Source organism: Micromonospora sp. KC213 (genome assembly GCF_004348325.1).
In the GTDB taxonomy this organism is placed as follows: Bacteria; Actinomycetota; Actinomycetes; order Mycobacteriales; family Micromonosporaceae; genus Micromonospora.
In genome coordinates this window covers 66,728-82,092 of record NZ_SMKF01000001.1, presented here as the reverse complement: position 1 = coordinate 82,092, position 15,365 = coordinate 66,728, and the positions used below count along the sequence as shown (strand labels likewise).

Annotated in this window: 9 protein-coding genes; 2 read left to right on the top strand and 7 right to left on the bottom strand. The window is 69.0% G+C overall.

Annotated elements, in window-relative coordinates:
• Positions 1-4: 4 nt before the first annotated feature.
• The 3 genes from E1166_RS00310 to E1166_RS00300 form a co-directional block, all read right to left on the bottom strand.
• Positions 5-1,882 carry an ATP-binding cassette domain-containing protein gene (locus tag E1166_RS00310; RefSeq protein ID WP_132334638.1) on the bottom strand — a complete coding sequence of 626 codons (1,878 nt, stop codon included), beginning with the start codon at positions 1,880-1,882 and terminating at the stop codon, positions 5-7.
• A gap of 97 nt (positions 1,883-1,979) precedes the next feature.
• Positions 1,980-3,827, bottom strand: coding sequence for a hypothetical protein (locus E1166_RS00305; RefSeq protein ID WP_132334636.1), 1,848 nt, complete (start codon positions 3,825-3,827; stop codon positions 1,980-1,982).
• 199 nt (positions 3,828-4,026) lie between these two features.
• On the bottom strand, positions 4,027-4,812 hold the full coding sequence (locus tag E1166_RS00300; protein WP_132334634.1) for a LamG-like jellyroll fold domain-containing protein: 786 nt from the start codon (positions 4,810-4,812) through the stop codon (positions 4,027-4,029).
• Positions 4,813-4,908: 96 nt separating this feature from the next.
• Between E1166_RS00300 and E1166_RS00295 the strand changes: the two genes are divergently transcribed.
• The gene (locus E1166_RS00295; RefSeq protein ID WP_132334632.1) at positions 4,909-5,913 is read left to right on the top strand and encodes an SAM-dependent methyltransferase; all 1,005 of its coding nucleotides are present in this window, start codon (positions 4,909-4,911) and stop codon (positions 5,911-5,913) included.
• On the opposite strand, the gene E1166_RS00290 is transcribed toward E1166_RS00295, so the two are convergent.
• From E1166_RS00290 to E1166_RS00275, 4 genes are all read right to left on the bottom strand, one after another.
• Complete coding sequence (locus E1166_RS00290) at positions 5,910-6,854, bottom strand: phytanoyl-CoA dioxygenase family protein (RefSeq protein ID WP_132334630.1); 945 nt, start codon at positions 6,852-6,854, stop codon at positions 5,910-5,912. The two genes, E1166_RS00295 and E1166_RS00290, sit on opposite strands and share 4 nt — an antisense overlap.
• A gap of 69 nt (positions 6,855-6,923) precedes the next feature.
• Complete coding sequence (locus tag E1166_RS00285) at positions 6,924-7,796, bottom strand: aminoglycoside phosphotransferase family protein (protein WP_132334628.1); 873 nt, start codon at positions 7,794-7,796, stop codon at positions 6,924-6,926.
• A complete protein-coding gene (locus E1166_RS00280; protein ID WP_132334626.1) occupies positions 7,784-9,094 on the bottom strand; it encodes a cytochrome P450 in 1,311 nt (436 codons plus the stop codon). Before E1166_RS00280 ends, E1166_RS00285 begins: the two co-directional genes overlap by 13 nt.
• Positions 9,069-12,134: an AMP-binding protein gene (locus E1166_RS00275; protein WP_207913846.1), complete on the bottom strand. Its 3,066-nt coding sequence runs from the start codon at positions 12,132-12,134 to the stop codon at positions 9,069-9,071. The genes E1166_RS00280 and E1166_RS00275 overlap by 26 nt, the downstream gene beginning before the upstream one ends.
• A gap of 220 nt (positions 12,135-12,354) precedes the next feature.
• Here E1166_RS00275 and E1166_RS00270 point away from each other — a divergent pair, with 220 nt between their 5' ends.
• Positions 12,355-15,321, top strand: a complete 2,967-nt coding sequence (locus E1166_RS00270) for a type I polyketide synthase (protein WP_132334742.1) — start codon at positions 12,355-12,357, stop codon at positions 15,319-15,321.
• Positions 15,322-15,365: the final 44 nt, after the last annotated feature.

Genomic DNA, 15,365 nt, shown 5'->3' with positions numbered 1-15,365 from the left:
CGCCTCATGACACACCCGCAAAGCGGTCCGCCTGCAGCCGGAACAGCCGCGCGTAGGTTCCGTTGAGATGCATCAGTTCCTCGTGGCTGCCCGCCTCGGCGACTCGCCCGTCGGACAGCACGACGATCCGGTCAGCGTCACGGATCGTCGACAGCCGGTGCGAGATCAGGACGACCGACACATCACCTACCGCCGCGACGACCTGCCGGTAGAACTCAGCCTCGGCCGCGACATCCAGGTGGGCCGTGGGTTCGTCCAACACCAGGACCGTGCGGCCGTGGCGGACCGCGAAGATCGCCCGGGCGATGGCGATCTTCTGCCACTGTCCGCCGGACAGGTCGGTGCCGCCGGCGTCAGCACGCCACAGTGGGGTGTCCAGACCTTCCCCGTGCCGCTCAATGATCTCCCGCGCACCGGCAGCCTCGAGAGCCGCCATGATCGCCTCATCGTCGGCGGACGCCTCTGGCGCCGACATCCGGATGTTGTCGCGCAATGTGGAGGGGTAGTGCACGAAATCCTGGAAAACCACGGCCATGCGACGCCGCCATGCCACGGGATCCAGGCGGGCCATGTCAACCCCGTCCACCGTGACCCGGCCGGATTGCGGACGGTGCAAGCCGGCCAGGAGCTTGATGAGCGTCGTCTTCCCAGCACCGTTGAGGCCGACGATGGCAAGCACCTCACCCGGGTGGATGTCGAGGTCCAGCCCATCCAGCACCAGCCGGTCGCCAGTCGGATAACCGAACCGCACCTGCTCGAAGCCCACCCTGGGCGGGCCCGGCTCGACTGTGGCTGCTGTGGCCCCGGCGGTGTCCGTAGCACTCGTCCTGGGTGCCGGTGTGCCGTAGCGGGCGGCCAGCCGATCCAACGCATGCACGGCACCGACACCGTACTCGACGTTCAACGCCTCAACGCCCATGAAGCTGATGCTGAAAATGGCCCACGCCGCGGCCAGGCATTCCGCCAGCCCACTGGGGCTCAGCCGTCCATCAAGAGCGGCCAACCCGGGGATCAGTAGCGCGGCCAGGCTGGCACCGGCGGCGATGAGGATCGTGACCCACTGCCGCCGCAGGATTCCGCGCACCTCCGTCGAGTACGGCGTCGCCCAGGCGGAATGAGCCTCTCGCCGGCGCCCCACGACCCACGGCGCCAGCCCGAACAGCCGGATCTCCTTTGCCGCGGCCGGCCCCGCGGCCAGCTCAGTCCAGTACTCAGCCCGGCGCTGCGCATCGGCGAAACCATCAACCAACCGCTCCAGGTAGATCCACTGCCGGCGGGTGATCGCCCGGATCAACAGGGAACCTGCCAGCAGCCCCACCGCCAGCCACGGAAAGTAGGCCGCGACGACGACGGCGGCACCCACCGCCGACACCAGCCGAGCCAGCAGTACCACCTGGCCGGTCGCCGCGGTGCCGGGTGACCGGAGACGCCACGTCTCACCTTGGTCTGAGGCTCGGGTCACCTCCGCGGCGAAGCGAGGATCGGCCAGGTGGTCGATGAACGCCGGGCTCAACGCCGTTGTCCTCACCCGACTGCGCGCCGCACTGTCAATCCGGCGGGTGGCCAGCCAGTTGAGCAACTCCAGCAGCGACTCGCCGATATGACGCAACAGGACGCCGCCAGCCACCATCGCGAGCGGCACCACCATCTGGGCAATGCCCCTGCCGGCGACGACGCTCTCGACCACAGCGCCGGTACCCAACGCCGTCAGCGGTGCCGACGTCGCCATGGCGACTCCCGCCGCGATGATCCCGGTGACTAGCCCAGGACCGGCCAACGCCAGCAGCCGTGCCAGCCGAATTCGCTCAGCCGCAGTCGCCAAGAGCGCTGATACTCGGAAGTCCAGCAGCGCCGGTGGCTGCGCCGCATCCTCGACCGCCATGCCCGAACCCCCTGGCTCGTTGAAGTTAGTTGATCGTCGATGGGACGATGCGGCTCTCGCAGATGATCGCGAAGGCGCTCGATGTCGGTAGGAGCCCTCATCGAGTCGTGAACGGTATCCGGACGGTGGGTTTGGCCGAGTAGTAGACCGCGAGCGGCGCCACCAACCACAGCATGAGCAGCGGCGCCGCGAATGGCAACGCTGATGGGTTGACCGACCAAATGACGCCGGCGAGAACCAGGCTGAGCACGCAGGACGCCCTCATCGTGCGATAGCGCACCCATACGCCGTCCCTCAGCTGTCGGGTCTGCGTCCGCGCTGCTGTCCACTGCAGGATTCCCCGATGGCTAGCGACGGTGCGGTACCCCGCTCGCACCACCGCATCGGTGAGGGTGACCGCCCGGTCCGCCATGAGCAGGATTCCCGTCGGAAGGCTCGCCAACTCCGCAAGAGTCTTGTGTCTGACGTGTCTGTAGTGATCTCGAAGGAACGGATGCCCCACCAACTCCGTCGTCGGGGCGGATATGAACCGTCGCCGAAACGGTCGGGCGATCGCCAGTATTGGGCGGAACAGCACGTGACCAGCCAGCAGTGGCACCAGCACCACCACGGCGGCGAACAGCCCCGCTCGGGCGCCTGGCAGGGCCAGCCAGCCGCAGGCCAACAGCGCCAAGCTCACCGGTGGCAACAGGTGACCCACGGCGTCGTCGAGCACACGGTATCGGTCCAGCAGTGGGAGTCGTCGCAATGTTGACTTCGGACCGGCGAGGAGCCAGGGGACGAGGTGAATGTCTCCTCGTGCCCATCGATGGTCGCGAAGTCGGGAGGCCAGGTAGTCTTCGGGGGAGTCCTCGATGATCATTGCGCGGCTCTCGTAGGCCGCGCGAGCGTACATGCCCTCGATCTTGTCGTGGTTGAGTACGGCGTTTTCCGGGAGGCTGTCGTTCAAGGTGGCTGCGAATGCGGTGATCTCGAAGATTCCCTGGCCAAAGAAATGATCCCGGCCGAAGAGCTGTTGCATGACCGTGATCTTGGCTGAGCGCTGCTTGGCTCGAGTCGCCCAAGCGAAGAGGGTCCGCGCTCGTCTGGAAGCGATGAGCGGGCGGAGAAACGTGAAACCAGACACGACCTGACCGGTCTCCCGGTCGACGACCGGGCAGTTGTCGGGATGGGCGATCGTGGCGACGAGTTGCCGAGCGCTACCTGGACACAGTCGGCTACACACGTCGAGCGTGATGACGAACCGCACACCTCGAAGCGCTGCCGTGGCCGTCCGGTTGGCCAGGAACGTCGTGTCCTGTGACCCGTTGACCACGCGCACGAATTCCACAATTTTGCCGCGCTTGCGCTCCCAACCCATCCAGACGCCGTCGGCCGAATTCCACTTCCTGGCTCTGAAAAGCGCGAACATCGGTGGGCCGGGAGCACAGTCATGCGCGACCCGGATGCGTTCTTCGATGAGACGGCTCAGCTTTTCGTCCCCGGGATGGGTGGGGGAGTTCCCGTCGGCAAAGTCCACCAGTGCCACGTGGGCGACGAACCCGGATCCGGCGTCCCGCCGCGAATCGCGCATTGTCGTCAGGAGATCCTCGACGTCCTGCTCATCGTGCACGATGACGGGATACACCAAGCAGGTTCTGGCGACCGCGGCCTCGGTCGCCTGAGCATCCAGGTCCGACAGCGGCGCGGCGTCCGGCAGGATGGCCTGCAGCACCGTGTGCACCGCCTGCTGGGCGATCCGACTGGTCACCGGTACCGCCAGAAGTCCTGCCCACCACGCGAGCACGGCCCCGCCGCCCAGCGACCGCGTGAGCCATCCCATGAGTCCAGCCAATGCCACGGTGGTGACGCCGATGGTGCCGGTATAGACCAGCGCTCGGTTCCGCTCGCCACGGCCCGTGGCCACGGTCGATGCCTTTGCCGCCAGCGTCCCGTTACTGGTCACGCGCATAACCCCTTCGCGTCTGTTGGCGGGCCCCGCCCCACGGGCCCGTTACCGTCGTTCGACACCCGCACGCGGTTGGTCTTCACAAAATTGGTCGCTGGCGGTTGCTCAACTGCGAACCTGCCCGGTCGGCCATGACTTTGCTGGTTCGAGACGTCGAGCAACCGTTCGTCGACGTGGCTACGCGGCGTGGTGGCGCTCAGCCGGGTTCGTCGCCGCCCAGATCCTCGCGATAGAGCCGCTGTGCGTCGTCCTGGGTGAGCACACCCTCGAACAGCCGGATCGGCCCGACGGACCCGGGCCACTGGTCGACCGGCTCGTTGCGCCAGTACGCCCGCCCGATCTGCAGGGGCGCGTCGGCCTGCCAGAATGGCCAATGGGAGACAAGCGTCGCGGTGCCGTGCTCGCCGGTCGCCGGCAGGTAGAGGTGAGTGGTCAGTGACTCCTTGTCCACGACGCCGACGACGAAGACCCAACGATCGAGCACCGACGAGTCGAGCTGACCGGGAGAAAAGGCGTTCTCCCAGACAAACGGCCACGGTGGACCGGGCGGGTCACCGTCGACCGGCGCTACCTCCAGACACCACTTCATCACCTCTGGGGTGTCCTCGTCGCGCGCCCGTACGCCCAGATAGAACGGCGAGTGAGTGAGTGACCCGGCCGCCGGTCCTGGCTGGCTGACAGCAGTGAAGGCGTACCACCCGGGTGGAAAGGCAAGGTAGTCGCCGACAACCGCGCGGTCCAGGCGCAGCCACGCGGCCACACTCAAGCTTTCGTCGGTGCGCAGTACCGGTCCGGCCGTTTCCAGATGCTGATCCTTGCCGTTCAGGGCGACTGCGCCGCCGGGCTTGCCGCGGACCCAGGCGGGGTCGCCAACGAGGCGTAGGGTGTGGCCGTTGCCGGAGGAGTCCTCGACAACGTCTCCCGCCCCCTCCTCAAATCTCCACCACGCCAGAAGGCGGGCATCACTTTCGAGGCTCGACATGCGCCTGACTCCGTTCTCGCGAGGGCCTGTGTCCCGGGTCAGGGAGCACACAGCCCGTGTGTATATCGTCGTCTTTGAACTGCCGGATGGCCCGGCATGCCCTCGGGAAAGGCCGTTCCGTTGGATCAGCACCGGATTGCCGTTGTCGGCCTCGGTCCGGGGCCGCGCGACATGGCGTGCGGGGCCGCGGTGGACGCCGTTCGGACGGCCGGCAGCGTGTTCACGACCGCGCCCGAGCACCCGGCGATGTCGATCGTTTCGGATTGCGTTGCCCTGCCGTCGACCGATCCGCCGGCCGCCGCGCGCCTGCTCCTGGATGCCGCGGCCAGAGCGGGATCGCCGTCGGTGCTCGCTGTACCTGGCTCGCCGTACGTCTTGGAGCCGGTTGTGGCGTGGCTGGTGAAACGACACCGGGCGGTACTTCGTGTCATTCCCGGCACATCCTTCCTCGACCTGTTGTGGCAGCGCATCGGAATTGATCCGTTCCACCGTGCTGTCCGGGTGCGGCGAGCCGCCGAGGTCAACGCTGCCTCGGTGCGCCAGGGTGGACTTGTCGTGGCGGAGCTGACTCCGCGATGGATATCGGCTGCCGCCAGACTGCCTGACATCGAGGCGGCCACGCCGGTCACCGTCGCCCATCGTCTAGGCATGCCGGGCGAGTCGGTGGCGCCGGTCACCTGGGACGATCTCGAATACATCGACATTGGCCCCTACTCATCACTGTATATCCACAATGGAGCGTTTGGGAGCGAGTCGGCTCTCGCCGCGGCGTTGCGTGCCCAGCACCGCGGCGCGGGGATGGGCTTCGGGCTGCCGGATCTGGCCGCCGCCCTCGCCGACGTCGAGGATGAGGTGGCGGAAGCCCGCGCCGATCCCAACGCGGCCGAGGTCGGCGACATCCTGTTCGCGGCGGTGCAGGTGGCACGGCAGCTCGGCGTCGATCCCGACGACGTACTCATCGGCGCCGTAGGGCGGTTCGTTGCCCGGCTCGACTACATCGACGCCCGCGGAGAAGATCTGGCGGCTGCTTCGCCCAAGCGGCTCCGCGAGCTGTGGGCGGAGGCGAAGCGCAGCGCGGCCAGCCGGGCAACACCGCCCTAGGCGAACCGGTTTTCGCGTGACGTCGACAGCCAACTTGGTCGCTTGTAGGCGGTGTCCGGACCGTCGGCACCCCACGGCCACGCGCCGAGAAGACCCATGAGCGCGGCGAAGCGGGACGAGTTGCGCTCCAGCATTTCGCGCGTGGTCGAAGCGAAGAACACCTCCTGCGGCAGCAGGTGGTAGCGGACCATCGGCATCACGAGGGTCACGCGCTTGCCCGGCGCGGTACGCGGAACCGCGCCGTGCCAGAGGCCACCATGCCAGATGATGACCGAGCCGGCCTCCGCCTCGATCACCTCGAGATCGGGATGGTCATGCGCCATTTCGAACTCGCGAGGCACATCGGTGCAGAGCTTGTGCGTGCCGGGGAAGACGCACACCGCGCCGTTGTCCCTGGTGTATTCGCTCAGCACCCAGGTGACCGTGCAGTACTGAGCGTCGCTCGGCCAGGGCGCAGGAACCTTTCGGCTGTGGTCGGCGTGGATCTCCATGGGCAGCACGGACGTGTCGTCCTTGACGATTCCCCGGAACTGGCTCAGCTTTGCCCGGTATCCCATCAGATACGCCACCAGGGCGAGAGGCGCCGGTGCCATGAGGGCCTGTTCGAATACTGGGTCCCGGGGCAGCAGGTGCCAGAGGTTCCGGCCGCGGGAGTGGCCTGGCTCGGGCGCGTCGGGCTGCTCCTCCTCGTCGATTGCCAGGATCAGGTCCCGTAGCCTGGGCCAGAGGTCCGGAGGGCCGGCGACGTGCGGCGGAAGGACCGTATACCCGTTGGTCTCCAGGTCGACGGCATAGCTGTCCAGCCCAAGCTTGCTCAGATCCTTCCGTACCTGAAGGCCGGCCTCGAGGCCGGTGGGCAGCCGGTCCTGCTCGACTTTGGCAGCCGCCACCTGCCGAAGTTCGGCGAGGTGGCGCGACAGGTCCCGATGATCGATCGACATCTTTGCTCCTCCGTGACAGGGTGCCGTGGATGCCAGCTGGTTGGTGACTGCGGCGCGTCGTGCCGCCGGTCAGACGACCGGGTCGGCAAGTACCTGGACTAGTACCTTTGTCTGGAAGCCCTCGGGGTCGGGGCTGGACAGGCCGGCCATCGTGGCCAGCGCCTTCCACAGCGCCCACCCGCGGGCCCGGCGCCAGGTGTCGGGGGGAAGGCCCACCGCGTTTGCGAAAGCCTTCCGTTCGTCGCCGCTAAAGTAGGTCCACGCCATGACGAGGTCGCAAGCGGGGTCACCGACCCCGCACGTGCCGAAGTCGATGACGGCGGCGAGCCGACCATCGTCGACCAGCAGATTGCCGGCGGCCACGTCGCCGTGGAACCACACGGGCGCGAGCGGCCACGCGGTGATCAGCGCTTCGGCCCAGATCGTCTGGCAGGCGCTGACGTCGACCGCGTCGCCCAGGCGACTCAGCGCCGTTTCCACCTGCTCGCTGTAGACACTCGGGTGGCAACCTCGGAAGTACGAGTGCTGGCCGCCGGCCGGGCCGTGCCGGGTCGGCACGTCGCGCAGCGCGGTGAGGAAGCTGCCGAGATCGCGTGCCAGTGTCGTCCGGTCGACGGCCGGGCTGCTGTCGACCGGTTCACCTGGCAACCAGCGGCGGACCGACCAAGGGAACGGGTACACCGTCGACGGCGAGCCGATGGCAAGCGATTCCGGCACCGGCAGGGGCAGGTGCTTGGCCAGGATGGGCAGGCACCGCTCCTCTTTCTCCACGGCCGCCACATACCCTTCGGCGCTGGGTAATCTCACCGCCAGCTCGTCACCGAGGCGGAACGTCCTGTTGTCCCAACCCTGGCGCGGCACCGGGACGATCGGCAGGTCGCGCCAGTCAGGGAATTGCTCGTCAATCAGAGAGCGCACGATATCAGCGGTTATGTCGAGCATTGGCCTCGTTCCCTCATTTTTGTGGAGTCTGTTCTACTCTGGCTGTGGTTGGGGCTTGTGTCGACGGGAGCCCGCGGCACCTCCGTACCATCACCCGGGCCGCCTGCGACGATGTGAACCGGCAGATAGGCCGGGCCACTCACCACGATGGAAGCCACCGGCACCGCGGGGCCGGCAGGCTCGACCCGCAGGCCAGCATCGAGCAGTTCAGACAAGAGCACGGTGGTCTGGATGCGGGCCAACGCGGCACCGATGCAGGCGTGCGGCCCCGCGCCGAAGCTGAGGTGGCGGTTGGGGCGTCGAGTCACCCGGAACTCGTCGGGCGCGACAAACACTTCCTCGTCGCGATTGGCCGACGGCAACCAGACGACGACCCGGTCGCCGGGTGCGATCGTGTGGTCGCCGAGCAACACCGGTGCCGTGGCCGTCCGCATGCTGTGACTGGCGCTGGAGGTCCAGCGGAGGATCTCGTTGACGGCGCTCGGCAACTGATCCGGGCGCTGGACGAGAAGCGACCACTGGTCCGGGTGCTCGGCGAACGCGACGATGCCGGCCGCGATCGAAAGCCCGGAGTTCTCTGCCGCTCCAATGATGTTCTCGCAGTTCAGCAGGATCTCGACGTCGGAGAGCGGATCCCCGTCGACTGTGCCGGCCACGAGCCGGCCGACGACGTCGTCGCCCGGGTCCGCTGTCGAGAGGTCGATGAGCTCGATCACGTACCGCATCAGCTCGTGGTGCGTGGCCAGTGATCGGCCGGCAGCAAACGACTCGCTGGTCCAGCGCAGCACGTCGTCGTGATCCGAAGCCGGTATGCCCAGGATGGCACCGATCACGGCGACGGTCAGATGCGCCGCAACGTCGTGGACGAAATCGCATGTCTGGCGTTCCCGCGCCGCGTCGAGCACGGCGCGGGCCGACCGCCGCACGCTCTCCTCAAATGACCGTACCTGCCGGCCGGAGAAGGCGTCGGCGACAAGGGCGCGGATCGCGGTGTGCCGAGGTGGGTCGGTCAGCGCCAGCGTCAGGCCGGAGCCAGGGTCAGCGCCGGCCGTGACGGGCCGCAGCATCACCCCATGTGCCGAGCTGAAGGTGGCATGGTCGAGGTACACGCGCCGCACGTCGGCGTATCGGGTCACCGACCAGAAGCCCGGATACACTCCCGGCTCGTGCCAGTGAACCGGCGCATGTCGACGCATCCAGCGCCACACAGCCCGCGTCTCGCCACGGGCGTGCACGGCCGGATCGGTCAGCCGCCCCGGATCCATGATGGCGTCATCCACGACGGCCTCGATCGTCATCACCCCACGATGCCGGTCCCACGAGCGCGTCGACGCTCGCGACGAACCTGTGTGCGATATCTTCTGCCGTCTCCACGGCGACCGCATCGATGCGGTACGAGACATCCACCGCCAGTTCCCCGTGCTCGCCGGGCCAGAGCTCGGCGTGGAGGTCGGCCGGCAGGTCAAGGTATGGCTGGCGCACGAGGGTGGTCGTCGCGCCCACCAGGTCCAGCCGCGGCACCGGATCGTCCTGGAGCGCGAACAGGGTCTGCGCGAGCGGCGGGCGGGAACTGCGCCGCGCGCCCGTGAGATCGAGTACTTTCCCCAGCGGAACATCCTGTGCGCCCCGCGCCGCGGCGACGGCGGCGGCGACGGCGCGCACAGCCGACGGGTCGCCGGCGAGCATCGACCCACGCAGCCGCACGAACACCATCGCGATATGACACCCGACGACGTCGCTGGTCTCGGAACTGGAGCGTTGGCTCATCGGCGAGCTCACGACGAAGTCGCCGTGCCCGGTGACGGTAGCGACGGCCGCGCCGTAACAGGCGAGGAGCGCGACGTAGGGTGACGTGCCGAGCACCTTCGCGTACCCCTTGAGCGCATCCACCGTTGAGGCTCGGATGGCCGTCGTGACCAGTCCGGTCGCTGGCGCGCCCGGCGGCCTGCCTGCCGGGGGCCTGGGCCAGACCAGGTCGGGTGCGCCGCGGAGCCGTCGCGCCACCTCGGCATCGGCGGCCTCGTTGGCCTCGCCCGCGCAATGGCGGTAGGTCAGATCCAGAGGTGTCGGCGACTCGTGGGCATCGCGGCCCGCCAACGCACGGCGGTATGCGGCGCCGAGGTCCGTGGCCAGCACCGACTGGGATCGCCCGTCGAACGCGATGTGATGGACCACGATGCCGAGCACCGCGGTGTCGCCGCCGACGGGAACGAGTGCGACGCGCCACAGGTCGGCCACCGTCACGTCGAGGTCCTCGTCGAAGGCGTCTCGCACCGCCGCGACGGCGGCCTCGACGGACGCCTGGCCGGGAAGCTCCTCCAGCGGTGGCGGTTCGATGTCCACGAGAAGCATCCGCGGCGAGGGGTCAGGCAGGTACCCGGCGCGCAGTGGAGTGTGACGCCGGTGCACGGCAGTCACAGCGGCCATCAGGGCCGCCCGATCCACATGGCCCTCGACGACCCAGGTCAGCAGGCAGTGTCCGGTCCGGTCGGCCGGATTGGCGAGGAACCGGGTCAGGAAGACCCGCTGCATCGCCGTCAGCGGAACCGAGCTGTCCGGGCAGTCGGGGCGATGGTCGCGGTCGTGCGTCGGCGCCTGGTCCAGCCACCCAGCGAGCTCCTCGACGCTCGGATGTTGGTAGAGCCGTGACAGCGGCACCGGACGCCCCACCAGCGCGCTCAGGCGTGCGCAGATTCTGCCGGCATCGAGCGAGGACCCACCGAGACTCAAGAAGGACGATCCGCGGGGCGTCGACGTCCCGAGGACCTCATCGAACACCCTGGCCACGATCGCGACCGTTCCCTGCCCGGTGGCGGCACCCGGCCGCGGAGCCCCGTCCGCCAATGGTGTACGGGCTGCGCGGAGCAGATTGTCCTGGCCCGAGGTGGCGGCCAGCAGGCTGACCTCGTCGAGTTTTCCGTTGGCGGTCAACGGGAAAGCCTCGACGCTGACAACGGCTGCCGGCAGTTGGTACGGCACCATGGTCGCGCGCAACACGCCGAGGGCATCGTCTAGCGCGTCGCCCGTGCGCTGCGGCACGCAGAACGCGATAAGGCGGTCGGGCCGGCCGTCCCGACCGGGCGCGGGGACCACGCGGCATGCGCGGACCGGGAGTGACGCCTCGATCTGGTGCTCCACCTCGGCCGGCTCGACCCGATGCCCGTGGATCTTCACCTGCCGGTCGGCGCGCCCCCGGAAGTGCAGCACGCCGTCCGACGCGAGCATGCCCAGGTCACCTGTGCGGTAGACCCGGGTGTCGCGCCCGTTCACCGACACCGACTCGAACCTTGTCCGGGTGAGCGCGGGGTCGCCCACATAACGCAGCGCGAGGCCTTCGCCGGAGACGCAGATCTCGCCCACGACCCCGGCAGGGCACGGTTGGTCACCGTGGAGGACATGGACCTCGGTGCCCGGCACCGGCCGGCCCAGGGGGATTCCATCCGGCAGGTCGCAGTCCGCCGGCCGGACGCGGTGCAGGGTGGTGAACACCGTCGACTCCACCGGGCCGTACCCGTTGCACAGGGGGATCTCGGGGTGCCGGTCCAGGAACCGGCGGACGTGCCGTGGCGAGAGCGCCTCGCCACCGGCCACGACGGCGTGCAAGCCGGCGAACGAGTCGATGTCCTCATCGATGATCATGTTGAACAGACTGCTGGTCAGCCAGGTGACCGTTGCGCCGTGTCCGGCGACGGCCCGGCGCAAGCCTGTACCCGTGAGGTAGGGCTCGTCGTCAAGCAGGGCCGTACCTCCGGTGAGCAGGGCCCACCACAGCTCCAGGGCGAAAGCGTCCCACGGGATGGGTGCCCCGAGGGGCACGACGACCCGATCGGTCAGGCCGGGCAGTACCCCCGCGCGGAACAGGCGGGAGATGGCACGGTGGGTGGTGAGCGCTCCCTTTGGCGGGCCCGTGGTGCCGGAGGTGAAAAAAACGCAGCACGGGTCGGTGTCATGAGTGGATGCGCTGCGCCAGCCAGGTGGGGGCGAGGCGGCAGCGGTTGGCGGCGTCCACACGGTGGCAGCGACCGACGGCGGAAGGTCGGCGGCGACGGTGATCGGGCTGTCGAGCTGACCGAGTATCTGCGTCAGGCGGGAAGCCGGCCAACCGGGCCTCAGAAGGGAATAGGCGGCGCCCGCCTTGAGTACCGCCAGCAGCGAGATGACAAGCTCGACGCCTTTCGGCAGCACGATGGGGACGAGATGACCGGGCCGGACCCCGCGCCGGGTCAGATCCGCCGACCAGGCTGCGGCCGTACGGTCAAGATCCGCATACGAAAGCCGGTGATCGCCGGCCACCAATGCCGTGGCGTCGGGGCGGGTACGTGCTGTCGCGGCGACCATGTCGTGAAGGCTGCCTCGACAACCCGGCAGGTTCGATGCAACCAATGAGCCAGCCCGCATGCCATCCCCCGTCGACGAGCCATTCGTGGTGGACTATAAGCCAGTACGCCGAAGGACGGGGCGGGGAAGCGAGCGCACGCCTCATTTGTCCGGCGCGTCGGCGCATAGCGGCCGATGCCCGCCGTTGACGGTGTTCTCATCCACAGGAAGGGAGTTGGCGATGACACGTGACCGTTCACTCGACATTGGCGTCGTCGGTGTCGCGGGATGGTTCCCCGGCCGCCGGGACGTGGACGGTCTGTGGTCGGCCGTCTGCCGGGCCGAGCGGCTCATCACGACGCACACCCGCGAGGCGCTGCTCGCCGCAGGGGTGCCCGCCGATCTCGTCGACGACCCCGACTATGTACCCGCAGGTGGCTACCTGCCCGACGCCGACAGGTTCGCTCACACGCTCTTCCGGATCACGCCCCGGGACGCGGAGGTGATGGATCCGCAGCACCGGCTGATGTTGGAGGCTGCCTGGGCGGGCTTGGAGGACGCGGCATCCGGCTTTGGTCGGGACGCGCCCGTGACGAGCGTCTTCACCAGCGCCAGCGGCAGCGGTTATCTCCGCGCCATGCTGACGCGCGGGCCGCTCGACCCAGCGCGGCTGGACCAGGCGCTGCACGGTACCGAGCCGGACTTCATCGCCAGCCTTATCGCCTACAAGCTGGGCCTGACCGGCGCCGCCATCGCTGTACAGACCGCCTGCTCGTCCGGTCTGGTGGCGGTTCACCTCGCGGTGCAGGCGTTGCTCAACGGGGAATGCGACCAGGCGGTCGTCGTGGCCGCCGGCATCGGCTATCCGCAGGGTGGCCACCTGTATCTGCCCGGTGGCGTCTTGTCGCGGACGGGCGTCTGCCGCCCCTTCGACGCGGCGGCGGACGGCGTCGTTCCTGGCGCGGGCGTCGCCTGCGTGGTGCTCCGGCGGCTCGCGGACTCGCTGGGCGACGGCCCGCCGCCGCACGGCGTGATCGTGGCCAGTGCGGTGAACAACGACGGTGCCGCCAGGGCGGGATACTTCGCGCCCTCGCCTGAGGGCCAGGAGAGCGTGATCCGGGCCGCCTACGCGACGGCCGGCATTGACGCCACGCAGACCGGCTATCTGGAGACCCACGGCACGGGGACGCGGATCGGTGATCCGATCGAATGGTCGGCCGCCTCTGCGGCGCTGTCCGGCCTGGATGCGGCCCCAGGAACGGTGGCCGTCGGTGCGCTCAAGGCCAACATCGGTCACCTGGACGCCGCTGCCGGGATCGCGGGGCTCATCAAAGCGCTCCGGGTCGTGCGGGAGGCCACGGTGCCCCCCGTGGCAGGATTCCAGCGGCTCAATCCACTGCTGCAGACCGACGGCTCGCCCCTGTACGTGCCGGACGCACCGAAGGCGTGGGGCGGCCCGGGACCGCGCCGGGCGGGCGTCAGCTCGTTCGGCATCGGCGGTACCAACGCTCACGTCATCGTGGAGGAGGCGCCAGCGCCGTCACGACCGCGCCACCCGTCGGCCGGTCCGCGGCTACTGGCACTGTCCGCCATGGACGCCCGGAGTCTGCACGGCGCGGCCCGGCGCCTGAGCGATCACCTGAACACCACCCCGGTCGCGATCGAAGACGTGGCGTACACGCTGGCGCGCGGGCGTGCCGAACTGCCAGTTCGGATGGTGGCGGTCGCCGATGATCCGATCGGTGCCGCGGCCACGCTGTCCGCTGAGGCGGACCTCGCCGGTGAACGGTCACCGGGGTACGCTCCGTCACCCCTGGTGTTCCTTTTTCCGGGGCAGGGTGCCCAGCGGCCCGGCATGGCGCTGACCTTCGCCGAGGCGCTACCCGGTTACCGAGCGGCGCTGGAGGGATGCATCGAGGCATTCGCCGAGCCGTTAGCGGGCCGGCTGCGTCGGGCCCTGTTCGATCCATCGTCCTGCGCCGACGACATGCGAGACACAGGTCTTGCCCAGCCTGCCCTCTTCGCTACCGAGTACGCCTTGGCCCGCACCATCGTCGACGATCTGGGGCTCGTTCCCACTGCCGTCGCGGGGCACAGCCTCGGCGAGGTCACTGCCGCTTGCATCGCGGGGATGCTCGACGTCGCCACGGCGGCGGCGTTCGTCACCGCGCGCGCGGAGGCCATGCGGGACTGCGCGCCGGGTGGCATGCTCTGGCTGGAATGCGACGAGCAGACGGCACTCGCGCTCGCGGAGCAGGCGGCGCTGCCACTCGAACTGGCAGCGGTGAACGGCTCGGCGATGTGTGTCATGGCGGGACCGGCCGGAGCGGTGGCCGAGCTGCGCCAGGCGATCGACGGTAAGGTCCGGTCTGGGATCCTGCGAACAAGTCATGCCTTCCACACCACGATGATGGAGCCGGCCGTCCGAGCGCTCGAAACAGCGCTGGCACCTGGTGACCTCCTGCCCAGCCGGATGGCGTTCGCCTCCGGCTTCACCGGGACACTGCTGCCGGCGGGTGCGCGACTGCCTGCCGGCGCGCTCGTCGAACAGATTCGGCGTCCCGTGCTGTTCGCCGGTGCGCTCGGCAGCCTGGCCGAGCACTTCGGTGCGGTGACGGCCATCGAGGTGGGGCCGGGCTCCGCGTTGACCACCATGGCGCAGTACTCCGGCATAGCGGCGATTCCGCTCGACGACAACCGCGGCGGCGCGGCACTCGGGCCGCTCGGTGCCATCGGAACGCTGTGGGTCGCCGGCCACCCCGTCCGGTTGGCCGGCCTGGTCGGGCAGGGAAGGGCGGTCCATCTTCCCGGTTACCATTTCGCCGGGGACAGGTTCCTGACGCCGGAGCTCGCCGCGCCGGTCGGGCCGGACGGTCGGCGCCCGAAACCGTCCACGGACAAAGGTTCGGAAGGCGAAACCGTCGCCGAGGCGTCCGCTTTGGCCGCGCCGCACACCGTCGGCGCTGAGACTCTCGACGCCGCGAGCCTGGTCCGAGACCTGTGGTCCAGCCTCCTCGGACCAGACAACTACCCGGGCACCGCGGATTTCTTCGACCGTGGCGGGGACTCGATGCTCGTGACTCATCTGGCCCGTCGTATCAAGGCAACGACCGGCGTCACGCTGCCGCTGCGCGGCCTTCTCGCGGCGCGGACGCTGGACGGACACATCGCGCTCGTTACCGAGGCGCTGAACCGCCAGGGCGAGTGAGGTTGGTGGTTCGACGTACGGTCGCGCAGCGGCCGCGCGCCGAT